The sequence below is a fragment of the Clavibacter californiensis genome (assembly GCF_021952865.1).
GTDB classification, from domain to species: Bacteria; Actinomycetota; Actinomycetes; order Actinomycetales; family Microbacteriaceae; genus Clavibacter; species Clavibacter californiensis.
The window spans coordinates 281,659-305,064 of sequence record NZ_CP040792.1; the positions used below are offsets into that span (position 1 = coordinate 281,659).

Here is a 23,406-nt window from a genome sequence, read left to right on the forward strand (position 1 = left end):
CCCTGCGGCCTAGACCGAGGTGGACAGGAACTCCCACGCGGGCGTCACCGTGCGGCCCTGGAGCTGGTCGAGGGTCACGCCGACCGGCAGGGTGGGCGATGCGGGCAGGGTGATCTCGAAGCAGTAGAACTGCGTGTTGCCCCCGGCCGCGGCGAGCGTCTGCGGGTCGGTCGCCTGGGCGGTCGCCAGGGGGCCGCTCGCCACGAGCGTGCCGGTCGTGAACGCCGCGGCGTCGCACGTGGTGGGCGTGGCCGAGACGGCGACGCGGAGCGTGAGGGCCCCGAGGAGCGCTCCGCCGGCGTCGACGGGGGCGAGGCCCGCGCCCACCGCGGGCTCCGAGTCCTGCAGGAGGACGGTGCCGGCGACGGATCCCGCGACGGTGCGGAGCGCGACGGGCGCGTAGACGCTCGTGCCGGGGGTGAGGGAGAGCGCACCGGCGGTGAAGGTGAGGTCCTGGCCGGGGTTGGTCTCCGCCTGCGCGAAGGTGGCGGCGACGTAGGGCGAGGTGACGTTCTGCTCGACCTCGAAGCTGCTGGTGCCGAGTCCCGGCCCGGTGCCGTTCGCGTTGCCGCCGAACACCCACTCGGAGTCGGTCCACGCCGCGAGCGTGGCGGTGATCCCGAGGCCGAGGACGAGTCCCCCGGACAGGAAGGCCATCGTCTTGGTGCGCCGCGTCATGCGCGGGCGGTCTGCGTGAAGTGCCATGGTCGTGCTCCCCTGATCGCGCGGGCCCGCATCCGATGCCGGACCGTCCCGCCCCCCTGTGCGCCGACCCCAGCGGCCGACACGGCGAAGATAGGGGCGGCTCCGGCGTGTCGGGATGCCGCCGGGGCGACGCCAGTAGCGCCGGGCCCGATCCCCAGCGGTCGCGGGCGCCGGCCCGGCCGACTACCGAGACGGGGACTGTGCCCCGGTCGAGGGACCGGGGACGGCACGGCCGCATCCTGGCCCGCGACCGCCCCCCTGGTAGCCTCGTCCGCGCAGGCGGGGACGATGAAGGCGAGCCACATGACCGACGACACGCACGACACCGGCCACCGCGACGGCGGGGCGTCCGAGCCTCCCCTCCTCAGCCGCAGGGAGCTGCGTCGCCGCCAGCAGGAGATGGAGCGGAGCTCCGCCGACGCCTCGGGCGACGCGTCGGGCGACGCGCACCGGTGGGTGGATCCCTTCCCCGCCGTGCCGCGCACCTCCGAGGGCGGCCTGTTCGGGCCCGACCGCGTGCGCCCCGGCGACGCTCCCGTCGAGGCCCCGGCACCCGAGGCCGCGGAACCCGAGGCCGATGACGCGGACGTGCGCGACGCCGACGCGTCCGGCGCCGAGCCCGACGAGGAGGTCATCGTCGGCACGCACGCCTTCGACGAGCTGTTCGACGACGCGGAGGACCACGACGTGGATCCCGAGGACCGCGTGCCCGCCGCCGCGCCCTCTCCCGCGGAGGACGACGCGGACGGCGACACGCGCCCCGCCACCGCGCCCGCCCCCTTCGACGCCGTCGTCTCCCCCGAGGCCGGATCCGCGTGGACGGTCCCGGCGCCGCACGTCGTGAACGCGCACCCCTTCCGCATGCCGCTGCGCCCGAGCGCGGAGTCGTCCGGCACGGAGCCGGCGGACGCCGAGCGCACGAACCCCGCCCAGGCAGAGTCCCCGGCCGCGCGCGACGCCGCCGCCCCCGTCGACGACGCGCCGCCCGCCCGCCCGGCCGCCGCCGCCGCCACCGTGGAGCCCCAGGCGACCCCGGTCGCCTCGCTCCCCGCCGCGCCGGACGACGTCGAGGATCCCGCCGACGCCCCGCGCCCCGGCACCGACCTCACGGCGTTCCCCGACGCGGATCCGCAGCGCTACGCCATGCGCACCCCGCGCGCCGACGCCGCCACGAGCGCCCTCACCCTGTTCCCGGAGCAGACGGGCCAGCGCGCGCCGCGCGGACCCGCCGTCGCCCGCACGGGCTTCCGCGGCTTCATGAACAGCATCACGGGCGGCGTCTTCAAGATCGGCCCGGGTGCCGAGGAGGCCGCCGCGAACGCGGAGGTCGCGCGACGCCAGGGCGACGAGCGCGTGATCCGCCAGGCCACCTGGTCGCGCGCGGTCAGCGTGCTGGTCGCGAACCGCAAGGGCGGCGTCGGCAAGACGCCCACCTCCCTGATCCTCGGCGGCGTGCTCGGTTCCATCCGCGGCGGATCCGTCGCGGTGGTCGAGGTCACCGACGATCCCGGAGCGCTCGGCTACCGCGCCGAGGGCCAGCCGACCCGGGGGCTCGGCGAGCTCGTGCGCGACCGCGACGAGATCCACAGCGCGGGCCAGCTCGCCGGCTACACGGCGCCGCAGACGAGCTTCGCCTCCGTCGTCGCGTCCGTCGGGCCGCGCCGCGAGCTCACGGGCGACGACGTGGTCGGCGTCTCCCGCCTCATCGACGAGTACTACGCGGTGCGCGTGATGGACTCCGGCAACCAGCCGTCCTCGTCCGCCTTCCGCGGCGCCATCGAGGTCACCGACGTGCTCGTCGTCCCGGTGCTCAACGCGGGCGACGCGGTGCTCGAGGCCGTGGCGCTGCTCGACTTCCTGCGCGATCTCGGCGGTCACGCGGCGATGCTCGCGGACAACGCGATCATCATCCGCCTGCACGACGGGCGCCCGGAGGATCCCGCGGTCGTCGCGCGCATCGACCGGATCCTCGACGACGCCCGCCCGGCGCAGATCTTCACGGTGCCGTACGACGCGCACATCGCGGAGCGCGGCCCGATCTCGCTCGCCTCGCTCGATCCCGAGGTCGCTCGTGCCTTCACGGCCGCGACCGCCGGTGTCGTGCAGCGGCTCGCGCACGCGGTCCGCTGACGGGCGCACCCGAGGGCGGATCCGCTGGGCGCGTCCCGCGGATCCGCCGCCCGCTCGATCGCGAGATCCTCGCGCTGGCCGCGCCTGCGCTCGGCGCGCTCGTGGCCGAGCCGCTGTTCCTCCTCACCGACACAGCGCTGGTCGGGCACCTCGGCGGTGCTCCGCTCGCCGGCCTCGGCATCGCGAGCGTGATCCTGCAGACGATCGTCGGCCTCCTCGTCTTCCTCGCCTACGCGACGACTCCCACGGTCGCCCGGCGGCTCGGCGCGGGCGACCGGCCGGGCGCGATCCGGGCGGGCATCGACGGGCTGTGGTTGGCGCTCGCCCTCGGCGCCGTGGTGCTGGTGCTCGGACTGCTGTTCGCGGATCCGCTCGTGCGCGCCCTCGCGGACACCGGCGGCGCCGATGCGGACCCCGCCGCGACCGCCGCCGTGGTCGACGCCGCGCGCACCTACCTCGGCATCTCGCTCGCCGGGATCCCCGCGATGCTCCTCGTGATCGCCGCGACGGGCCTCCTCCGCGGCCTCCAGGACACGCGCACGCCGCTCGTCGTCGCCGTCTCCGGCTTCGCGGCGAACGCGGCGCTCAACGCGCTCCTCATCTACGGCTTCGGGCTCGGCGTCGCCGGATCCGCGTGGGGCACCGTCGTCGCGCAGTGGGGCATGGCCGCGGTCTTCGTCGTGATCGCCGTGCGCGCCGCCCGCGAGACCGGCACGACGCTGCGGCCCGGGATCCGCGGCGTCGCGCGCTCGGCGGCGTCGGGCGGCTGGCTGCTCGTGCGCACGGCGTCGCTCCGGGCGGCGATCCTCGCGACGGTCGCGGTGGGTGCGGGCCTCGGCGTCACCGGGCTCGCGACCCTGCAGATCGCGCTCACGCTCTTCTCGACGGTGGCGTTCGTGCTCGACGCGCTCGCGATCGCGGGCCAGGCGCTCGTCGGCCACGGGCTCGGCGCCGACGTCGTGCCGCGCGTCCGGGCCGTCGCCCGCCGCCTCGTGCAGTGGGGCGTGGGGCTCGGCGCGATCCTCGGCCTCGTGCTCGCGGCCCTCTCGCCGCTGCTCGGGCCGGTCTTCACGGGCGACACGGACATCCACCGCATGCTCACCGCCGTGACCCTCGTGCTCGCCGTCGGCCTGCCGGTCGCCGGCTACGTGTTCGTGCTCGACGGCGTGCTGATCGGCGCCGGCGACGCCCGCTACCTCGCGCTCGCGGGCCTGGTGAACCTCGCGATCTACGCGCCCGCGCTGATCCTCGTGGCCTGGCTCACCGAGACCGGCCGCGTCGCCGGCACCCCCGCCCTCCTCGCGCTGTGGGCGGCCTTCGGCCTCGTCTACATCGGCGCGCGGGCGCTCACGCTCGGCCTGCGGGCACGCGGCGACCGGTGGATCGTGACGGGGGTCGCGCGGGCCTGATCCGCGCCGCGCGCCTCAGTACATCGCGAGCGGACCCGCGCCCGCGGGTGCCGGGAACGCCCGGTCGAGCTCCGCGAGCGTCTCGTCCGGGATCTCGAGGTCGAGCGCCGCGCGGTTCTCGGCGACGTGCGCGACGGTCGCGGCCTTCGCGGTCGCGAAGACGTGCGGCGCCTGGCGGAGGACCCAGGCGAGCGCGAGCTGGCCCGCGCTCACGCCGAGCGGCTGGGCGAGGGCGGCGAGGGTCGGATCCGTCGCGAGGCGTCCCTGGTCGAGCGGCGAGTAGGCCATGACGGGCATGCGGCGGGAGCCGGCCCACGGGATCACGTCGGCCTCGGGCCCGCGCTGCGCGAGGTTGTAGAGCACCTGATCGGTCTGCACGGCGTCGCCGCCGGGGATCGCGGCCAGCTCGTCGAGGGCGCGGGCGTCGAGGTTGCTGACGCCCCAGGCGCGGATCAGGCCCTCCTCCACGAGCTCCTGCATCGCGGCGACCGTGTCGGCGAGCGGGTGGGATCCGCGCCAGTGCAGCAGGTACAGGTCGAGCCGGTCGGTGCCGAGGCGGGCGAGGCTGCGGCGGGCGGCCTCGCCCGTGCCACGGCGCGACGCGTTCGACGGCAGCACCTTGCTGATGAGGAACACCTCGTCGCGGCGGCCGGCGATCGCCTCGCCGACGAGCTCCTCGGATCGCCCGCTCCCGTACATCTCGGCGGTGTCGATCGCGGTGAGCCCGGCGTCGAGGCCGGCGCGCAGGGCGTCGAGCTCGGTCGCGCGCGCGGAGGGCTCGTCGCCCATGTTCCAGGTGCCCTGCGCGAGGGCGACCGCGCTGCGGCCGTCGGGGAAGGTGGTCGTGGGGATCTCGGTGTCAGCCATCGCGTCCATCCTGCGCCTCGGGGATGCGTGCTCGGGAAGTACCGGCGGCGCGGCGGGCGCTCAGCCGCACGCGGTCGCGTGCCGCATCTCGAACCGCGAGAGGTCGTCTCCGAACCCCTCCGCCTCGAGGCGCGCGGTCGCCTCGTCGAGGACGGCGGCACCCCGCGCATCGGCTTCCACGCGAAGCAGATCCTCGGGCGACGGATCCGACTCGCGGACCCGGAGGGCGCTCTCGAGACCGGCCTCGGACGCCGCGGTGCCGTCCGCCCCGGGATCCGCTTCGAGGAGCGCCTCCTCGAACCGCTCGATGGGGCCGTCCCGCTGGTCGAACCCGTCGATGACGCCGAGGCTCCAGCGTGTCGCGCACTCCGCGCCGTCGGAGCGGGTCCACGTCTCCTCGCGCACCGTCTGCGAGCCGTTCACGATGCGGGCGACGGAGGCGCACCCGGCGAGGAGTCCGACCACGACGACGAGGAGGAGTCGGAGGGAGCGCATGCCTTGACGCTACGGCGGCGCCTCGCCCCAGGCATCGGCCGGCCGCAGCACACGCGTACGCCGCGAGTCGCCGCGCCATCGTCGCGGCGTCAGCGTCAGCGCGGCGTCGCCGCGACGCCCGGGAACGTCGGCACCCAACAGCGCACGGCGGCGCGGTAGCGGCGGAACGGATCCCCGAAGCGGGCCTCGAGGTCCGCCTCCTCACCCGGACGCACGACGTGGTTCCAGAGCGACGAGCCGATCACGGCGTAGGCGACGACCATCCAGGAGCCGAGCATCAGCCCGACGGCCGCCGCCTGCGTCACGCCCGCGAGCGCCATCGGGTTGCGGACGAAGCGGTACGGGCCCGCGATCACGAGGCGCGTGGCGGTCGCCGCCGGGAGCGGGGTGCCGCCGCCTCGGGTCGACATGGCGGCGGCCGACCAGATCCCGAGCGCGCTCGCGAGCACCAGCACGGCGATCCCCACGGGCAGCGACCACGACGGCAGCGGCACGGCCACGCGCCAGCGCAGCTCCAGCCAGCGGATCCCGAGCGGTGCGACCACGAGGAAGGAGCCCCAGAAGACGACGATCTGCAGAGCCGTCGCGAGCACGTGCCGCGAGGTGGGAGCGCTCGCGTCCGCGGGTCGGGCGGCGAACGGACCGATCAGCGCCCACCGGGTCGGTAGCCGGCCGACGAGCAGGAGGGCGCAGGCGATGAGGGATCCGAGGGCGGCCGCGGCCATGATCACGACGCCGATCCCGGCCTCGGTCGTGAGGGTCGAGTACGCGGCGAGCGCGACGGCGACCATGAGCGTATACGCGGAGGCGACGACGGACGCCCATCGGATCCCCGCCGCGGCCAGCGCCGACCCGACCACGAACAGCGGCACGTCGAGGAGGGCGACGGGCAGCGGATCCAGCGACCCGAGCGTCGCGACCCGCACCGCCGGGACGAGCGGGACGGCGAGCCACCACGCGGCCCCGCCGAGCGCCTGCGCGGCGAACCAGAGGCGCGCCCACCTGCGCGCGGAGGGGAGGCGCGATGCGGGACTCACCGCGGGTCCGCGTGCTCCGGCGGCCACACCACGGCGAAGCGCTCGAAGACGATCTCGTCGTCCTCCGACCACACGGCGCCGCGGGCCGCGCTGACGCGCTCCCAGTGGATCCGGTGCTGCGCGCGCCAGCTCTCGAGCGAGAGGTCGTCCTCGCCCTCGTCGTGCGCGAAGGCGGCGTCGGCGCTCGTGAAGGGGCCGATGCGGAGCTCGGTGCTGCGGATCACGATGCGCGGCATGCCGGTGCTGTCGCAGGCGATCCAGTGCGATCCGATCCGCGGCACCTCGTCGCCGCGCGCGAGGAAGTCGGCGACCAGCTCGGCGGTGGCGCGCTTCCGGCCGGAGAGCACGATCCCGAGCAGCTCGTCGGCGAGCCGGGCGTGGTCGCCGAAGTGCTCGACCGTGTGCTCCGGGCCCGCGGCGACGGCCTGCGGGCGCGCCGCGGCGTACGCGTCCCACATCCCGGCGGCCGCGGCCAGGTCGGGCGGGGAGACGGGCGCGGTCGCATCGCTCATGGATCCGATGCTCCCACGCGTCCGGTGCCCGCCCGAGGCGTCAGACCGCCCGCGCCACGAACACCATCACGCGCGACGACTCCGTGAGCGGGCCGCGCGCGAAGTCGCCGTGCACCGCGTCCACGTCGAACCCGGCGTCGTCGAGCTGGGCCGTGAGCGTCGCGCGGTCGCGGAACGCGAAGGGCTGGACGTCGGTGACCACCTCGCCCGTGGCGACGAAGCGGCTGTGGAAGACCACCCGTACGACGCCCGGCCCCGTCTCCTCGACCTCCGCCCACTCCTCGAGCGGGCCGTGCGGGGTCTCCCGCGTCATCGCCGGACCCGCCCACGACTCCCATGCGCGGCCGTCCGGGTTCCGGCTCTCGAAGGTGAGCGTGCCACCCGGACGGAGGGAGCGGCGGAGGTCGGCGAGGGTGCGGATCCACTCCGGGTCGGGGATGTGCTGCACGACGTTGCCGGTGAGGAACGCGATGTCGAAGGGGCCGGCCGGGATGGCGCGGCTGTCGCCGTGGATCCACTCGACCGCGTCGCCGCCCGGGCGGCTGCGCGCGGCGTCGAGCATCGCGGCCGACGGATCCACGCCCACGACGCGTCGCCCGGGCATCGCGAGCGAGACGGTGAGCAAGCCCGTGCCGCAGCCGAGGTCGAGCACGGAACGCGCCCCGACCTCCTCGGCGAGCGCCCGGTCGAAGTCGTGGTCGGGTCCGTCCGGGTTGTCGCCGTCGTAGAGCGCGACGATGCGGGGATCGAGGTCGGGCATGCCCCGACGCTATCGGCCGCCCGGCCTAGCCTGATCCCGTGACCGACCCGGAACAGCAGCCCGCCCGCGCCCGCCGCGTCCCCGACGCCGAACAGCGCTCCGAGGCCCTCAAGGAGAGGATCTACGTCACCTTCACCGCGCTCGCGGTCACCATCGCCACCGCGCGCGAGGCCGAGCACTCGACCGCCGGCGGGGCCGCGATCACCCTCGTGCTCACGGTCGTGGGCACGCTTCTCGCGGTGTCGGTCGCCGAGTACATCGCGCAGATGGTGCGCGACGGCGAGGTGCCGGACCGGCGCGACGTGGGGCACATCCTCTACGTGGCCCTCAGCTCGCTCGGGGTGCTGCCGGCACCGCTCGTGATCCTCGGCATCTCCGCGCTCGGCGCGCTCGAGCTCCATGCGGCCCTGCGGATCATCTCGGTCGTGCTCGCGGCGACGCTCGTGATCGTGACGCGCGTCGCCGTCCGCCGCCTCCGCGTGGGGTTCGGCGTGAAGCTCCTGGTCCTCGCGGGCGTGACGGTGCTGGGTGTCGCGGTGCTCGGGGTGGAGCTCGCCGTCCACTGATCCGCTCGGCACCGCGATCGACACGCCCGGATCCGACCCACGTAGCGTGTGGGCATGACCGCGTCCCCGTTGCCCGCGCTCCTCGAGACCGCCCGCCTCCGGATGCGGCCGCTGGGCCCGTCGGACGTCGACGTCGTCCACCGCCTCTGGGCCGAGCGCGACCCGCGCCATCCCGCGCACCGCCGCGTCGACGAGGAGGGGCGCCCGTCGCGCGACGAGGTCCGCGACCGCCTGGCCGTGCAGGCGGAGGAGTCGCTCCGCACGGGGATCGGGCTGCTCGCGATCGAGCGCCAGGACGAACCGGGAGTCGTCGGGTACTGCGGCCTCGTCGTCGGCAGCGCATCCGTGGACGAGCCCGAGATGGCCTTCGAGCTGCTGCGCGACGTGCACGGTGCAGGGCTCGCGACGGAGGCGGCGCGCGCCGTGGTCGACGCCGCCCGGGCGTCCGGTCGTGCACGGCTCTGGTCGACGGTCCGCCGGTGGAACACCGCGTCCTTCCGCGTGCTGGAGAAGGCCGGCTTCACCGACAGCGGGCGCGTGACGCCGGATCCCCAGGACGGCGACACCGTGTGGATGACGTGCGATCTCCGGATCCCGACCGCGTCCGGCGCCTAGCCCGCCCGCGACTCCCAGCGCACCTCGCCGTCGACCCGCTCGTCGGTCGCCGTGAGCCCCAGCCGCCGGGCCACGGCCGCGGACGCCGCGTGATCCGGGTGGATGTTCGCCCGCACGATCCCGATGCCGTCCTGCCGCAGCCACGCGACCATGGCCGCCGCGCACTCGACCGCCGCGCCGGATCCCTGCGCCGCGGTGCCCACGAGCCACGCGACCTCCGCCACGCGCGCGCCGTCGCCGTCGCCGTCGCCGGTCACGGTCGCCTGCACGAAACCGGCCGCGCGCCCCGACGCGCGCTCGCGGAGGATCCACACGAGCCACCGAGCGGACCCGTCCGGCGAGCGCCCCGCCGCCTGCCGTGCGAAGCGGACCTCGAGCGCGGCGGGCGACGGCGGCTCGCCCCCGGTGAAGCGGTACAGGGCCGGATCCGCCAGCACCGTCACCATCTCCCGCGCGTGCGCGACCACCAGCGGCTCGAGCGCGAACCGCGCCGTGGCGAGCACGGGGGCCGGCGTCGTCGTCATCGCCCGATGCTCGCACGGTCCGGGGAGGCCGGCGCGCATGATCTGATTGCCCCATGCCCTCGGAACGCGGACTCGAGCGCCTCGTCGCCTTCAGCGACGCGGTCGTCGCCATCGCCATCACGCTCGTCGTGCTCCCGCTCGTCGACACGGCGCGCGACGGCGCCAGCGACAGCGCCATCGGCTTCCTCCGCGAGAACGCGGCCCCGCTGGGCGCGGCGGCGCTGAGCTTCGTCGTGATCGCGAACCTGTGGCGGGCGCACCACTCCGTGTGGGGCCGGTTCACGTCGGCGACGCGCGGCATGATCCGGATGAACTTCGCCTGGCTCGCCGCCATCGTCTTCCTGCCGCTGCCCACCGTGCTCATCGTCGGGACGACCCGCGAGGACCGGCTCGGCGTCGTGATCTACATCGGCACGATGCTCGTCGCCACCTCGTCGCTCGCGATCGTCGCCGAGCTCGCCCACCGCGCCGGCGCCGAGGACGACGCCGCGGAGGCCGCGACCGCCTCGCTCCGCCGCCGCCGCTGGATCCCCGCGGGCCTCATGCTCCTCGCCCTCGTGCTCGCCGCCGCCATCCCCGGCGTGGGCGCCTGGGCGCTGCTCGTCCTGCTCGTGGCGATCCCGGCCGAGCGGCTCGGACGGCCGCGCGTCTCGCGCCGCTGATCCACGTCGTACCCCGCCGATACGCTGACGACGTGACACCCCGCGGCGCATCGGCGCCCTCCGCATCCGCCACCGCCTCGCCGCTCGCGCTCCCCGGCGGCCGCCGCATCGCGATCCAGTTCGCCGCCATGGGCACGGTGTGGGGCGCGAGCTTCCTCTTCATGAAGGTCGCGCTCGAGGGCGTCTCGTTCGGCCAGGTCTCGTGGACGCGGCTGGTGCTCGGCGCGATCGCGCTCGGCCTCATCGTCGCCGCGCGCCGCCTCCCGCTGCCGAAGGAGCGCGTGGTCTGGCTGCACTTCGCGGTGGTCGGCGTCGTCGGATCCGCCATCCCCTACTCGCTGTTCGCGTGGGCCGAGCAGCACGTCACGTCGGGCGTCGCCAGCATCTACAACGCGACCACGCCGATCATGACGGCCCTCCTCGCGACGCTCGCCTTCCGCGTCGAGAGGCTGGGCCGCCGGCAGCTCGCGGGCATCGCGCTCGGGATCCTCGGCGTCGTCGTGATCATCGGCCCCTGGCGCCTCGCGCCGAACGCGGAGGCCGCCGCGTCCGGCCAGCCCCTGCTCGAGCTCGCCGGCCAGCTCGCGTGCCTCGGCGCGGCCCTCTGCTACGGGATCACGTTCGGCTACCTCCGCCGGTTCCTCACGCACCGCGGGATCCCCGGCGTCGTCACCGCGTTCATGCAGATCGGCATGGGCGCCGCCGCGATGATCCTCGCCACCCCGTTCCTCGCGACAGGACCGGTGTCGCTCGACCTGCCCGTCGTCCTCAGCCTCGTGGTGCTCGGCGTCGTCGGCACGGGCCTCGCGTACCTCTGGAACATGAACGTGCTCCTCGCCTGGGGCCCCACCGCCACCTCCACCGTCACCTACATCACGCCCGTCGTCGGCGTCGCGCTCGGGATCCTCGTGCTCGGCGAGACCCTGCACTGGAACGAGCCCGCGGGCGCCGTCCTCGTGCTCCTCGGCGTGCTCCTCTCGCAGGGCCGCCGCCGCGCCGGCCGCGGATCCGCGACCCGGGCCTCCGCGACCGCCGCACCCGCCGCGGCCGCGCCCGCCGCGACGCGCACCCCTCCGACGCCCGGATAGGCTCGCCGGGTGCGTCTCGTCATCGCCCGCTGCTCCGTCGACTACGCCGGCCGCCTCAGCGCGCATCTCCCCCTCGCCACCCGCCTCCTCATGGTCAAGGCCGATGGGAGCCTCCTCGTCCACTCGGACGGCGGCTCCTACAAGCCGCTCAACTGGATGAGCCCGCCCTGCACGATCGTCGAGGTCGAGCCCGACGACGACCAGGCGCTCGCGGGCGTCCGCGAGATCTGGCGCGTCGTGCAGCCGAAGACGGCCGACATGCTCGTCGTCTCCATCCACGAGGTGCTGCACGACTCCGCGCACGACCTCGGCGTCGACCCGGGCCTCGTGAAGGACGGCGTCGAGGCGCACCTGCAGAAGCTGCTGGCGGAGCAGATCCACCTGCTGGGCGACGGCCACGAGCTGGTCCGCCGCGAGTACATGACGGCGATCGGCCCGGTCGACATCCTCGCGCGCGACGCGTCCGGGAAGTCCGTCGCGGTCGAGCTCAAGCGCCGCGGCGACATCGACGGCGTCGAGCAGCTCACGCGCTACCTCGAGCTGATGAACCGGGATCCGCACCTCGCGCCGGTCGCGGGCGTCTACGCCGCGCAGGAGATCAAGCCGCAGGCCCGCACGCTCGCCGAGGACCGCGGCATCCGCTGCCTCCTCCTCGACTACGACGCGATGCGCGGGATGGATGACGGGCACTCCCGCCTGTTCTGACCCGGCCTCGGGGCGCCCCCGGCGGGCACCCGCACGACCCTCGTAGGGTGGCAGCGTGACCGCACCCGACACGTCCACGCCCTCCCCCGTCGCGAGCCCAGCGCCCTGGAGCTGCATCCTCTTCGACCTCGACGGCACCATCACCGACTCGGCCCCCGGGATCACCGCGCAGCTCGCGAAGACGCTGGTCTTCATGGGCCTGCCCGTGCCCGGCCCGGCGCAGCTCCTCGAGTACGTCGGCCCGCCCATCCTCGACTCGTTCCGCGACCTCGCCGGCATGGACGACGACGCCCAGCAGCGCGCGCTCGCCCACTACCGCGCGGGCTACGCGGGCGGCGGCGTCTTCGACAGCTCGGTCTACGCCGGCGTCCCCGAGGTGCTGCGCGCGATCCACGCGGCCGGCATCCCCCTCTCCCTCGCCACCAGCAAGCCCGAGTCGCAGGCCCGCCGCGTGCTCGACCACTACGGGCTCACCCCCTTCTTCACCGAGATCTGCGGCGCGAGCGAGGACGAGGTGCGATCCGCGAAGGCCGACGTCATCGAGGAGGCGCTGCGTCGCCTCCGTGCGGCGGGCGTCGACCTCGGCAACGCGGTGATGGTGGGCGATCGCGAGCACGACGTGCTCGGGGCGGCTGCCCACGGGATCCCGACCGTGATGGTCGGCTGGGGCTACGGCAGCCCGGCGGAGGCGGCGGGCACCATCGCGGTGGTCGAGACGACCGCCGATCTCGAGGCCCGGCTGATCCCGACGGAGGCCAGACCCGCCGCCTGAGGCCGCCGCTCCGAATCCCTCACAAGCAGGAGCCTTTCCACAGATCCGGTTGCTGAGGCCCGATGGCCCCGGGGTTAGCAACACGGAGTGACAGAATGACCCGCGGAGGAACCATGTCAACACCGCAGGACCTGCAGGACCCGCTCGCGCTCGACAGGCAGGTCAGCTACTCGCTCGTCGTCGCCGCCCGCAGCGTGACCGCCCTCTACCGACCCATCCTCGACCCTCTGGGGCTCACCCACCCCCAGTACCTCGTGCTCCTCGCCCTCTGGGCGCGCGGACCTCGCTCGGTCAAGGACCTGAGCCACGAGCTCCAGCTCGACAGCGCCACGCTCTCCCCGCTCCTCAAGCGGCTGGAGGCCATGGGCCACGTGTGGCGCGTCCGCCGGGCCACCGACGAGCGCGTGCTGGAGATCGGCCTCACCGACCAGGGCCGCGAGCTCCGTGAGAAGGCCGTCGCCATCCCGCAGCAGATCCGCGACCGCCTCTCCATGACGGAGGAGCAGCTCGAGGGTCTGAAGACCGTGCTGAGCCAGGTCATCGACAACGCGAAGGCCCTCCCCGAGACCATCTGACCGGCCGACGCGCCACCGGCCGCGGCGCGCCACCGCACCACCCGATCGGAGCGCGACCAGTGAGCGACACGGTCCGCGCGGTGCTCCTGCTGGAGTGCTACGTCACGGTCACCCTCCTGGCGCCGCTCCTCCTCGGCCGCCTGCCTCTCGTCGCCCAGCGGCCCGTCGCGATGCTGGCCGCCTGGCACGGGTTCCTCGTCACCGCGGTGCTGAGCCTCGGATCCGGGCTCGGCCTCCTCATCCACCAGGGCATGGCCATGCAGGCGGGCGCCGGCCCGCAGCAGGACGCGGACACGGCGCCCGTCGCCGCGCTCCCGCTGGCCTACGTGGCCGCGGGCGTGCTCGGCGTGCTGCTGTTCCGCATCGTGGAGGAGGGCGGCCGGGTGGTGCGCGAGGCCAGGCAGCGCGCAGGCGAGGTCGCGACCCTGCTGCTCGCGTCGCGGCCGTACCGGGTGGCCGGGCGGGATGCGCGCCTCGTCGAGTCCGACGTCCCGCTCGCCGCGCTCTCCCCCGCGACCGGCGTGATCCTCCTCACGACCGAGGCGCGCGCCCGCCTCGACGATGACGAGCTCGCGGCCGTGCTCGAGCACGAGACCGCGCACCTGGAGCAGCGGCACGCCCTCGCGGTGCGGATCGCGCAGGTCTCCCGCGCGATCCTGCCGGCGCTTCCCGCCAGCCAGCGCCTCGCGCTCTCCACCACCATCGCCATCGAGTTCATCGCCGACGACCACGCGGCCCGGGTCGCGGGGCCCGCCACGGTCGCCGCGGCCCTCCGCAAGCTGGATCCCGACGGCGGCCTCTCCGCCCTCCGCGCCGACCGCATGCGGCACCCCCGCGGCGGGCACCGGGTCGCGCTGCGGCTGCTGTCCGCGGTCGCGTGCGCGCTCCCCGTGCTGCCGCTGGTCATCGTGCTGCTGCCGGCGGCCTGAGCGACGGGGCCACCCGGCCCCCTCCGACCCGTGCGCTAGGGTCTCCTCTCGAAGGGGAGTAGTCCCCCCGGCCTCCGCGCCGGACGGCGATGCGTCGACATGCTGGCCCCCGGGCCCGGTGCATCACCCGCCACGAGCACGAGCGGCGGGCGGACGAGACCTTCGGCCAGACGAACGACGGGCGCACGATGCGCCGTCGCGTCGGCCCGAGACCCTCTCGGTCTCCCGGCCGTCGCCCGACCGGAGGACCCATGACATCCATGCCCCCTGCCCCCACGCCCGATCCGACGCCCGCCCAGGTGCGCCGCTGGCGGCAGTACCTCGCCGACGAGCGCGCCGAGGCCGCCGTCTACCGCGACCTCGCCGGTCGCCGCACGGGCGAGGAGCGCGAGATCCTGCTCGCCCTCGCCGAGGCCGAGGGCCGCCACGCCGACCACTGGATCGAGCTGCTCGGCGACCGCGTCGGGAAGCCCGTGCGCGGCGACATCCGCACGCGGATCCTCGGCCTGCTCGCCCGCCGCTTCGGATCCGTCTTCGTGCTCGCCCTCGCGCAGCGCGCCGAGAGCCGATCGCCGTACGCGGACGACGCCGACGCGACCGACGCCATGGCCGCCGACGAGCGCGTGCACGAGGAGGTCGTGCGCGGCCTCGCCACCCGCGGCCGCATGCGCCTCTCGGGCACGTTCCGTGCCGCCGTGTTCGGCGCCAACGACGGGCTCGTCAGCAACCTGGCGCTCGTGCTCGGCATCACCGCCACGGGTGTCGCGAACTCCGTGATCCTCGCCACGGGCCTCGCGGGTCTCCTCGCCGGCGCGCTCTCCATGGGCGCGGGCGAGTTCGTGTCGGTGCGCTCCCAGCGGGAGCTGCTCGAGGCATCGGCCCCGGATCCGGGCACGCGCGACGCGCTCCCCCACCTCGACGTCGACGCCAACGAGCTCGCCCTCGTCTACCGCGCCCGCGGCATGACCGAGGAGGAGGCGCTGACGCACGCCGACGAGGTCCTGCGCGACCTCGCGGCCGAGACCCGGCCGATCCCCGTCAGCATCGCGGGCGTCGCCGCACCGGAGGACGACCACGAGAGCGTCGGCACCGCCTGGGGCGCGGCGATCTCGAGCTTCTGCTTCTTCGCGTCCGGCGCCGTGATCCCGGTGCTCCCGTACCTCTTCGGCCTCCAGGGGCTCGCCGCGCTCGCCCTCGCGTGCGTGCTCGTCGCGATCGCGCTGTCGATCACGGGCGCGGTCACCGGCCTCCTCTCGGGCGGCCCGCCGCTGCGTCGCGCGGGACGCCAGCTGCTCATCGGCTTCGGCGCGGCCGGGGCCACGTACCTGCTGGGGCTGCTCTTCAACACGCAGGCGGTCTGATCCGCCTGTCCCGCCGCGGGCGACCGGCGGCGGGGCCGGGCTGCCGCAGCCGATACGGTTGTCGGCATGGCTGACGGAGATGACCCCCGCCGTCGCGAGGACTCCCTCGCGACGCGCATGAGCGACGCGGTGTCGCGCACGAGCGAGCGGGAGGTCGCCCTGCGGGCGATGGGCCTGCTGGACGGGCTGTACGAGGGCGACGACTTCCTGCTGCTGGTCGGCGGACGCCACGCCCGCGGGATCCTCAACGGAGCGCCTCCCCTCTACTGGCCCGAGGCGTGGGGCGCCCGCGCGCTCCTCTACGCCTGGACCCCCGAGGCCGCGAAGGTCGTCGAGAAGAACCTCACCAACCGCGCCTGGCGCGTGCGCGAGGCGTGCGCGAAGGTCGTCGCGACCCGGCAGCTGCCGCTCGTCCGCGCCCTCACGGTGCTCGTCACCGACGAGAACGCCCGCGTCCGCGGCGCCGCCCTCCGCGCGCTCGGCACCGTCGGCGGCCCGTCCGACGAGGAGGTCATCCGCCGCGCCCTGACGGATCCCGACACCTCGGTCCGCGTCGCCGCCCACGACGGCCTTGAGGCCCTCGCCGCCCGCCACGAGCAGGTACTCTCCCCCGCCGGCCGGCACGCGGCCGCGGCGGCCGAGGCGGGTGCCATCACCGTGGACGTCGACGAGGACGAGGACGTCGCTGCCGAAGACACCGAGGCCGAGACCTCGGACGCCGACCGCTCCTAGGCTCCGGGCCGCTCCGCAGGGTCCCGCGGCAGCGACGCGAGGAAGTCCTCGACGAGGCCCGCGAACAGGTCGGGCCGCTCGATCTGGGGCATGTGGCCGCAGTCGGGGATGAGGCGCGTGCGCGCGTCGGGCAGCTCGCGCGCGACGGCCGCGAGGTGCCCGGGCGGGAGGATCCGGTCGCGGTCGCCCCACACCGCGAGCACCGGCAGGCGCGACTCCCGCACGCCCTCCACCAGCGGCCGGCGCCAGCGCGAGCTCACGCCGCGGACGGTGCCGAGGTCGCGCGCGATCTCGAGCATCGCCGCCGCGTGGGTCGGTCGGGCCGAGAGCTCCTGCGCGTGCCGCACGCGCGCGTCGGTCGTGAGCGCGGGGTCGTGGAAGATCGTGCGGGTCGAGCGCCGGGAGTTGCCGGGCGTCGGGCGCATCAGCAGCGTCGCGAGCGGGTCGACGGCGAGCATCCGGAGACCGACGGTGACCTGCCTGCCGAAGCCCGCGCTGTCCGCGAGCACGAGCGCGCGCACGCGATCCGGATGCCGGGTCGCGAGGGTCATCGCGACCGCGCCGCCGAGCGAGTTCCCGACCACGGTCACGGGTACCGCGACGCCCGCCGCGTCGAGGTACACGGGCAGCGCGTCCGCGAGGGACTCCAGCGTGGTCGCTCCAGCGACCGGATCCGACCAGCCGAAGCCCGGCAGGTCGAGGCTGTGCAGCTCGTGCCCGTCCGACAGCCGGTCGTGCTGCTCGTCCCAGTCCTCGAGGCTGCGGCCGATGCCGTGCAGGAGGAGGAGCGGATCCCCGGAGCCCGTCACGCGGTGCCGCGCACGCCGGCCGCCGACGTCGAGCATCGCGGTCCCCGGGGCCCGGAGCGGGTCGACGTCCCCGGATGCGGCCATGCCGCGACCCTACCGAGGATCCCCCGGGCGAGGGATTCCGGCGATGTCGGGAGGAGGTGCGACGATGGAGGGGCTGCGCATCGCAGCGCCTTTCCCCGTCGCCCGGAGCCACGAGCCCCGCCCGACGTGAGGCGATCCACGCAGGTCGCCGATGAGCATCAAGGAGCGACACGGCATGACGATCTTCGAGCAGATGGAGTCCGAGGTCCGGAGCTACAGCCGCGGCTGGCCGGTCGTGTTCGACCGCGCGGTGGGCAGCGAGATGTTCACGGCCGACGGCGATCGCTACCTCGACTTCTTCGCGGGCGCCGGCGCGCTCAACTACGGGCACAACAACCCGGGGCTCAAGCAGAAGCTCGTCGACTACATCCTCCGCGACGGCGTCACGCACTCCCTCGACATGTTCACGGAGGCCCGCCGCGACTTCCTGCAGACGTTCCAGGACGTGATCCTCCAGCCGCGCGGGCTCGACTACCGCATCATGTTCCCCGGCCCGGGCGGCGCGAACGCGGTCGAGGCCGCGCTGAAGCTCGCGCGCAAGGTCACCGGCCGCACCACGATCGTCCACTTCACCAACTCGTTCCACGGCATGACCGAGGGCGCGCTCGCGGTCACCGGCAACGCGCTCAAGCGCGGCGGCGCCGGGCACCCGCTGCACCACGCGGTCGCGGTGCCGTTCGACGGCTACCTCGGCGGCGAGACCGACAGCCTCGCGTACTTCGAGAAGCTGCTCGACGACTCGGGCTCCGGCTTCGACACCCCTGCCGGCGTCATCGTCGAGACCGTGCAGGGCGAGGGCGGCATCAACGTCGCGGGCGCGGAGTGGCTGCGGAAGCTGCGCGACCTCACCACGCGCCACGGCATCGTGCTCATCGTCGACGACGTGCAGATGGGCTGCGGCCGAACCGGCGGCTTCTTCAGCTTCGAGGAGTCGGGGATCGTCCCCGACATCGTCACGCTCTCCAAGTCCATCGGCGGCTACGGCCTGCCCATGGCCCTCACGCTCCTCAAGCCGGAGCTCGACCAGTGGAAGCCGGGCGAGCACAACGGCACCTTCCGCGGCATCGCGCCCGCGTTCCTCACGGGCGCCGAGGCGCTGCGGCTCTACTGGGCCGACGGCGAGCTCGAGGCGTCCACGCTGCGCAAGGGCGAGCGGATCCACGAGGTCTTCACCGAGATCGCCGCCTCGGCCGCGCCGGAGATGCAGCTGAAGGTGCGCGGCCGCGGGCTCGCGCGCGGCATCGAGTTCCCCTCGGGCGAGCTCGCCGGCGCGGTCTGCCGTGCGGCGTTCGAGCGCGGCATGCTCATGGAGACCAGCGGAGCCGGCGGCACGGTCATGAAGGTGCTGCCCGCGCTCACCATCACCGACGAGCAGGTCGAGGAGGGGCTCGCGATCATCAGGGAGGCCGTCCGCGAGGTCCTCGGATCCACGAGCGAGGAGCTCGCGGCCGACGAGGTACCGCTGCCGGTGGTCGTCGGGAGCTGATCCGCTCTCCCGCAGCACTTCACGGCCCGGTCCCGCATGCGCGGTGGCCGGGCCGACGCTCGACTCAAACCAGGGGCGAGCCGTCCTGCAGCTCGATCTCCGCGACCACGACGGCCGCCGATGCCGGCATCGTCGAGTAGTGGTTCGCGCGGAGCTGCTCGGCGAACAGGGCCATGTCCGTGTCCGGTGGCTGATGCGCGTCCTCCGGCGTCAGATCCGCCAGGAGGTGCCGCCGCACGGAGGTGATCCGTCCGGCGAGGGGGACGGCGGTGGGGTGCTCGTCGAAGACGAACGTCGCCGGACCGACCCGCAGGTCCTCGCCGAAGCGCACGGTGGTGACCTTCTCGCCGCTGACGATCGCGTCGTGGTGCTTCCGATGGAAGCGGACGACCTGGGCTCCTGCGTCGGACATCCGTCGAGCCTACGGGCGGTGACACGGCCGGGCGCCGCGAGCGTGGTCGGTTACCGCGGCCGCAGGATCCGGTAGCGGTGCTCCGGGCGGCCCGTGGATCCGTAGTTGAGCTGCACGTCGACCACGCGGTCGCGGGCGAGCGCGCCGAGGTAGCGCTGCGCGGTGGCGCGGGAGACGCCCACCCGCTCGGCGATCTCGGGGGCGCTGAGCTCGGAGTCGGATGCGGACAGGGCGTCCAGCACGGCCTGCTCCGTCGCGGGCCGCTCGCGCGCCGAGACCCGGCCGGGCCGCAGGGCGTGGATGGCGCGGTCGATGCCGGCCTGGTCGAGCGGGCGGTCGCTCGCGAGCCCGGCGCGGAAGGCCGCGTAGGCCGCCAGGCGCGCGGTGAGCAGCTCCGGCGCGAACGGCTTCACGAGGTAGGAGACGGCGCCGCCGCGGAGGGCGCGGCGCACGGTGGCGGGGTCGTCGGCGGCCGTGACGAGGATCACGTCCGGCTCGATGCGCCGCACGAGGTCGACGCCGCTGCCGTCGGGCAGGTATGCGTCCAGCAGCACGAGGTCGGGGCGCGACGCGTCGAGCACGGCGAGCGCCGCGCGCACGCTGCCCGCGGTGCCGACGGCCCGGAAGCCCGGCGCCTGCTCCACGATGCCCTCGTGCAGGCGGGCGATGCGGAAGTCGTCGTCGACGATGAGGACGGTGAGGTCGTCGGTCATGCGCGGGCTCCGTCGGGGTCGATGTCGGTCCGGGTGTCGTCGGTCGGGGCGGGGGCGGGCGGATCCGCGTCGGGCGGCTCGACCACGCCGGCCAAGCGCGCGCAGAACACCGCGCCGGAGTCGGCGCCAGGCGGCGGCCCGCCGGGATCCGCGACCCACACGTCGCCGCCGTCGCGCCGGGCGATGTCGCGCACGAGCGGCAGGCCGAATCCGAGCCCGTGCGCGGGATCCGCTCCCCCGCGGCCGCCCGCGCCCAAGACGGATGCGCGGTCCGCCGACGAGCCCTCGGACGCCAGCGCCTCCGCCGCACCGTCCACGTCGTCCGGGCGCCGCTGGAACACGCGCCCGGCGTCGGACGCCGCGAGCCCGTCGCCCGAGTCCGACACCGCGATGTGCAGGTCGGCCCCGTCGTCGAGCGCCTCCACCTCCACCCACCTGTCGGCGCGGGATCCGCGGACGGCCGCGTGCATCGCGTTGTCGACGAGGTTGCCGAGCACGGTCGTGACCTCCTCGGGCCGCACGAGGATCCCGCGGACGAGCGTGCCCGGCCCGACCCTCAGCGCCACGCCGCGCTCCTCCGCCTCCATCGCCTTCGCGCCGAGGAACGCCTGCAGGTAGGGCTCGTCGACGAGCCCGGCATCGACCGTCGGGAACGCGACGGGCCCCTGCTCGAGCACGCCCGCGAGGTAGCTGTCGGCCTCGTCGACCCGGCCGGTCGCGACGAGGCCGCGCACGACGTGGAGGCGGTTCGCGAACTCGTGCCGCTGCACGCGCAGCGCCGTGGACATCGCGGTGACGGCGGTGAGGCGGCGGCTCATCGCCTCGATGTCTGTCTCGTCGCGCAGCACCATCACCGTGCCGAGGTCGCGTCCGTCGCGGTCGACGCGCGCGACGTCGACGAAGAGGAGCCGGTCGTCGACCACCGCGCGCAGCGACGGGGATCCGGCGGCGGCACCCGCCTGCGCGTCGGCGACCGCGTCCCGCAGCACGGGCGCGACGCCGAGGTCGGCGAGCGTGCGGCCGACCGGATCCACGAGGCCGAGCAGCGCCGCGGCCCGCGGGTTGCAGACGGTCACCCGGCCGTCGGGCCCGATGCCGAGGACGCCCTCGCCGACGCCGGAGAGCACGGCCGCCTGATCCTGCACGAGGCCCGCGAGCTCGGACGGCTGGAGCCCGAGGGTGAGGCGTGCCAGCCGCCGCGAGAGGATCCCGCTGGCCACCGCCCCCACACCGAGCGCGAGCAGGGCGACGACCGCGATGGCCGCGACGTCGACGCCGATGGAGTCGCGCACCGTGGCGGCCGCGAAGCCGACGCTGACCTCACCGACCACCCGGGCGTCACCGCCTCCTGACGCGTCGCCGGGAGCACCCGCATCCGCCAGCGCCCGCACCGGCACCTTCGCCCGCGCCGACTCCCCGAGCGTGCCGGTGGCCCACGTCACCTCCTCGCGCCCCGCGAGCGCGACGGTCGGATCCGTGCTCACGCGCTCCCCCAGCTCGGATGCGTCGGGGTGCGCGAGCCGCAGCCCCCGGTCGTCGGTCACCACGACGAACAGCGCGCCGGTCCGCTCGCGCACCGCCTCGGCCGTCAGCTGCACGGGCCCGTCGGCGAGGTCGGACGCGGTGGCGACCCCGGGATCCGCGGTCTCGGCCGTCACGGCGGCCCGCAGCGTCGGATCCTCTGCGGCCGTCCGGGCGATCGCGAGCGCCGTCGCCTGCGCCTCCTCGCGGTTCTCGGAGGAGCTCAGCAGGCCGTAGGCGATCGTCGCGATCCCCACGACCACGAGCACGACGAGCAGCTGGAGGACGAGGGTGCGGCGCGCGAAGTCGAGCCCCGTCCGCCGTCGCCCCATCGCCTCTCCCACCCACTGAGAATAATGCGCAGAACGTCGTCTACGTGCACTATCGCGATGAAGCGGCACAAGCGCGACGGGACGCGGACGCCCACCTAGCGTGTGGTGTTCAGCCGGGCGTCCCGCCCACCGACGAAGGAGTCACACGTGCTGGTATTCCTGGGCTTCGCCATGGTCCTCACCTTCATGGCCCTCATCATGACCAAGCGGCTGACGCCCATGGTCGCCCTCATCCTCGTGCCGACCATCTTCGGCCTCTTCGCGGGCGCCGGGCTCGGCATCGGCGACATGGTCATCGAGGCGCTCGGCGACCTGGCCCCCACGGCCGCGCTGCTGATGTTCGCCATCATCTACTTCGGCATCATGATCGACGTCGGCCTGTTCGACCCGCTGGTGCGCCTCATCCTCCGCCTGGCGGGCGGCGACCCGGCGAAGATCGTGCTCGGCACGGCGATCCTCGCGGCCGCGGTCTCCCTCGACGGCGACGGATCCACGACCTTCATCGTCACGACGGCGGCCATGCTGCCCATCTACCGCAAGCTCGGGATGAGCCCGGTCGTCCTCACCTGCACGGCCGGCCTCGCGAACGGCACGCTCAACATCGTCCCGTGGGGCGGCCCGACCGTCCGCGCGGCGGCGGCCCTGAAGGTGTCGCCGACCGACATCTTCGTGCCGATGATCCCGTCGCTCCTCGTCGGCATCGCGCTCGTGTTTATCTTCGCCTGGACCATGGGCCTCCGCGAGCGCAGCCGCCTGGCGGCGCTCGGCGAGGCGCGCGCCGAGGGCGGCCTCGACGCCGCGGGCGGTAGCGGCTCCGGCTCCTCCGCGGGCGGCTCCGGCTGGTGGCGCGCGGGTCGCGGCGCCCCCGCGACCCCGCGCGGCGGCCTCATCACCATGGCCCCGGCCCTCGTCCGCGCCGAGACGGCCGCCGTCTCGACGCTCGGCACCACGATGCTCGACCCCGACCGCGAGACCCTGCGCCCGCGCATGATCTGGTTCAACCTCGGCCTCACGATCGTGGTGCTCGCGCTGCTGATCATGGACCAGCTGCCCCTCGCCTACGTCTTCATGGTCGGCGCGGCCATCGCGCTCATCGCCAACTTCCGCGACCTCAAGCACCAGGGCGAGCGCATCGCGGCGCACGCGCCCAGCGTGGTCGGCGTGGTCTCGATGGTGCTCGCGGCGGGCGTCCTCATCGGCGTGCTCAACGGCACCGGCATGGTCTCGGCGATGTCCGCGTGGCTCGTCACGATCATCCCGGACGCCCTCGGCCCCGGCCTCGCGGTCATCACGGGCGTGCTCAGCATCCCGATGACCTTCTTCATGAGCAACGACGCCTTCTACTACGGCATGCTCCCGGTGCTCGCGGAGAGCGCGGCGAACTACGGCATCGACCCCGTCGAGATGGCGCGCGCGTCCATCACCGGGCAGCCCGTGCACCTGCAGAGCCCGCTCGTGCCGGCGATCCTGCTGCTCGTGTCGCTCGCGGACGTGAACCTCGGCGACCACCACCGCAAGGTGCTGTGGCGGGCGGTGCTGGTGTCGCTGACGATGCTCGCCGTGGGCGTGCTCACGGCGGTGATCCCGATCTGATCGGGAGCGCTC

The 23,406-nt window shown here is 74.8% G+C and carries 25 protein-coding genes; 14 read left to right on the top strand and 11 right to left on the bottom strand.

Features of this window, described 5'->3' with window-relative positions:
- Positions 1–9: 9 nt before the first annotated feature.
- Positions 10–705, bottom strand: a complete 696-nt coding sequence (locus FGD68_RS01495; protein ID WP_104235221.1) for a SipW-dependent-type signal peptide-containing protein — start codon at positions 703–705, stop codon at positions 10–12.
- Between the two features lie 303 nt (positions 706–1,008).
- On the opposite strand from FGD68_RS01495, the gene FGD68_RS01500 reads away from it, so the two are divergent.
- Both FGD68_RS01500 and FGD68_RS01505 read left to right on the top strand, forming a co-directional pair.
- On the top strand, positions 1,009–2,835 hold the full coding sequence (locus FGD68_RS01500; protein ID WP_237609696.1) for an ATPase: 1,827 nt from the start codon (positions 1,009–1,011) through the stop codon (positions 2,833–2,835).
- A gap of 41 nt (positions 2,836–2,876) precedes the next feature.
- A complete protein-coding gene (locus FGD68_RS01505; RefSeq protein ID WP_237610019.1) occupies positions 2,877–4,244 on the top strand; it encodes an MATE family efflux transporter in 1,368 nt (455 codons plus the stop codon).
- 15 nt (positions 4,245–4,259) lie between these two features.
- On the opposite strand, the gene FGD68_RS01510 is transcribed toward FGD68_RS01505, so the two are convergent.
- The 5 genes from FGD68_RS01510 to FGD68_RS01530 all read right to left on the bottom strand — a co-directional run bounded on the left by FGD68_RS01510 (position 4,260) and on the right by FGD68_RS01530 (position 7,915).
- Complete coding sequence (locus FGD68_RS01510; protein WP_119373294.1) at positions 4,260–5,120, bottom strand: aldo/keto reductase; 861 nt, start codon at positions 5,118–5,120, stop codon at positions 4,260–4,262.
- A 51-nt stretch (positions 5,121–5,171) separates the two neighbouring features.
- Complete coding sequence (locus tag FGD68_RS01515; RefSeq protein ID WP_119373295.1) at positions 5,172–5,606, bottom strand: hypothetical protein; 435 nt, start codon at positions 5,604–5,606, stop codon at positions 5,172–5,174.
- A gap of 95 nt (positions 5,607–5,701) precedes the next feature.
- Complete coding sequence (locus FGD68_RS01520) at positions 5,702–6,643, bottom strand: methyltransferase family protein (protein ID WP_119373299.1); 942 nt, start codon at positions 6,641–6,643, stop codon at positions 5,702–5,704.
- Positions 6,640–7,155 (bottom strand): ASCH domain-containing protein, encoded by a 516-nt coding sequence (locus tag FGD68_RS01525; protein ID WP_119373296.1) that lies wholly within the window; start codon positions 7,153–7,155, stop codon positions 6,640–6,642. Before FGD68_RS01525 ends, FGD68_RS01520 begins: the two co-directional genes overlap by 4 nt.
- 40 nt (positions 7,156–7,195) lie before the next feature.
- Entirely contained in the window at positions 7,196–7,915 is a 720-nt protein-coding gene (locus FGD68_RS01530; RefSeq protein WP_119373297.1) for a class I SAM-dependent methyltransferase, read from the bottom strand.
- A 38-nt stretch (positions 7,916–7,953) separates the two neighbouring features.
- On the opposite strand from FGD68_RS01530, the gene FGD68_RS01535 reads away from it, so the two are divergent.
- Positions 7,954–8,481: a hypothetical protein gene (locus FGD68_RS01535; protein ID WP_104235217.1), complete on the top strand. Its 528-nt coding sequence runs from the start codon at positions 7,954–7,956 to the stop codon at positions 8,479–8,481.
- A 54-nt stretch (positions 8,482–8,535) separates the two neighbouring features.
- Positions 8,536–9,096: a GNAT family N-acetyltransferase gene (locus tag FGD68_RS01540; RefSeq protein WP_119373298.1), complete on the top strand. Its 561-nt coding sequence runs from the start codon at positions 8,536–8,538 to the stop codon at positions 9,094–9,096.
- Here the strand turns inward: FGD68_RS01540 and FGD68_RS01545 are convergent.
- Positions 9,093–9,620, bottom strand: a complete 528-nt coding sequence (locus tag FGD68_RS01545; RefSeq protein WP_237609697.1) for a GNAT family N-acetyltransferase — start codon at positions 9,618–9,620, stop codon at positions 9,093–9,095. The genes FGD68_RS01540 and FGD68_RS01545 overlap by 4 nt on opposite strands.
- A gap of 53 nt (positions 9,621–9,673) precedes the next feature.
- On the opposite strand from FGD68_RS01545, the gene FGD68_RS01550 reads away from it, so the two are divergent.
- The 8 genes from FGD68_RS01550 to FGD68_RS01585 all read left to right on the top strand — a co-directional run bounded on the left by FGD68_RS01550 (position 9,674) and on the right by FGD68_RS01585 (position 16,444).
- On the top strand, positions 9,674–10,282 hold the full coding sequence (locus tag FGD68_RS01550; protein ID WP_119373105.1) for a TMEM175 family protein: 609 nt from the start codon (positions 9,674–9,676) through the stop codon (positions 10,280–10,282).
- Between the two features lie 128 nt (positions 10,283–10,410).
- Entirely contained in the window at positions 10,411–11,370 is a 960-nt protein-coding gene (locus FGD68_RS01555; protein ID WP_119373109.1) for a DMT family transporter, read from the top strand.
- A 9-nt stretch (positions 11,371–11,379) separates the two neighbouring features.
- Positions 11,380–12,075, top strand: a complete 696-nt coding sequence (gene nucS / locus FGD68_RS01560; protein WP_119373106.1) for an endonuclease NucS — start codon at positions 11,380–11,382, stop codon at positions 12,073–12,075.
- A 55-nt stretch (positions 12,076–12,130) separates the two neighbouring features.
- A complete protein-coding gene (locus FGD68_RS01565) occupies positions 12,131–12,847 on the top strand; it encodes an HAD family hydrolase (protein WP_119373107.1) in 717 nt (238 codons plus the stop codon).
- Between the two features lie 113 nt (positions 12,848–12,960).
- Positions 12,961–13,422 carry a MarR family winged helix-turn-helix transcriptional regulator gene (locus FGD68_RS01570; RefSeq protein WP_012039555.1) on the top strand — a complete coding sequence of 154 codons (462 nt, stop codon included), beginning with the start codon at positions 12,961–12,963 and terminating at the stop codon, positions 13,420–13,422.
- A gap of 59 nt (positions 13,423–13,481) precedes the next feature.
- Positions 13,482–14,351, top strand: a complete 870-nt coding sequence (locus FGD68_RS01575; RefSeq protein ID WP_119373108.1) for a M56 family metallopeptidase — start codon at positions 13,482–13,484, stop codon at positions 14,349–14,351.
- Positions 14,352–14,602: 251 nt separating this feature from the next.
- Positions 14,603–15,712, top strand: a complete 1,110-nt coding sequence (locus FGD68_RS01580; RefSeq protein WP_104235210.1) for a VIT1/CCC1 transporter family protein — start codon at positions 14,603–14,605, stop codon at positions 15,710–15,712.
- A 66-nt stretch (positions 15,713–15,778) separates the two neighbouring features.
- Positions 15,779–16,444, top strand: coding sequence for a HEAT repeat domain-containing protein (locus tag FGD68_RS01585; RefSeq protein WP_237609698.1), 666 nt, complete (start codon positions 15,779–15,781; stop codon positions 16,442–16,444).
- Here the strand turns inward: FGD68_RS01585 and FGD68_RS01590 are convergent.
- Positions 16,441–17,337 carry an alpha/beta fold hydrolase gene (locus tag FGD68_RS01590; protein ID WP_237609699.1) on the bottom strand — a complete coding sequence of 299 codons (897 nt, stop codon included), beginning with the start codon at positions 17,335–17,337 and terminating at the stop codon, positions 16,441–16,443. The genes FGD68_RS01585 and FGD68_RS01590 overlap by 4 nt on opposite strands.
- Before the next feature lie 151 nt (positions 17,338–17,488).
- Between FGD68_RS01590 and ectB the strand changes: the two genes are divergently transcribed.
- A complete protein-coding gene (gene ectB, locus FGD68_RS01595; protein WP_219818146.1) occupies positions 17,489–18,823 on the top strand; it encodes a diaminobutyrate--2-oxoglutarate transaminase in 1,335 nt (444 codons plus the stop codon).
- Positions 18,824–18,887: 64 nt separating this feature from the next.
- Here the strand turns inward: ectB and FGD68_RS01600 are convergent, their stop codons facing one another.
- From FGD68_RS01600 to FGD68_RS01610, 3 genes are read right to left on the bottom strand one after another with little or no spacing between them, the layout of a single operon-like run.
- Positions 18,888–19,235: an ASCH domain-containing protein gene (locus tag FGD68_RS01600; RefSeq protein ID WP_119373730.1), complete on the bottom strand. Its 348-nt coding sequence runs from the start codon at positions 19,233–19,235 to the stop codon at positions 18,888–18,890.
- A gap of 50 nt (positions 19,236–19,285) precedes the next feature.
- The gene (locus FGD68_RS01605; RefSeq protein WP_237609700.1) at positions 19,286–19,948 is read right to left on the bottom strand and encodes a response regulator transcription factor; all 663 of its coding nucleotides are present in this window, start codon (positions 19,946–19,948) and stop codon (positions 19,286–19,288) included.
- On the bottom strand, positions 19,945–21,813 hold the full coding sequence (locus tag FGD68_RS01610; RefSeq protein ID WP_237609701.1) for a sensor histidine kinase: 1,869 nt from the start codon (positions 21,811–21,813) through the stop codon (positions 19,945–19,947). The genes FGD68_RS01605 and FGD68_RS01610 overlap by 4 nt, the downstream gene beginning before the upstream one ends.
- A gap of 159 nt (positions 21,814–21,972) precedes the next feature.
- On the opposite strand from FGD68_RS01610, the gene FGD68_RS01615 reads away from it, so the two are divergent.
- Positions 21,973–23,394: a CitMHS family transporter gene (locus tag FGD68_RS01615; RefSeq protein WP_237610020.1), complete on the top strand. Its 1,422-nt coding sequence runs from the start codon at positions 21,973–21,975 to the stop codon at positions 23,392–23,394.
- Positions 23,395–23,406: the final 12 nt, after the last annotated feature.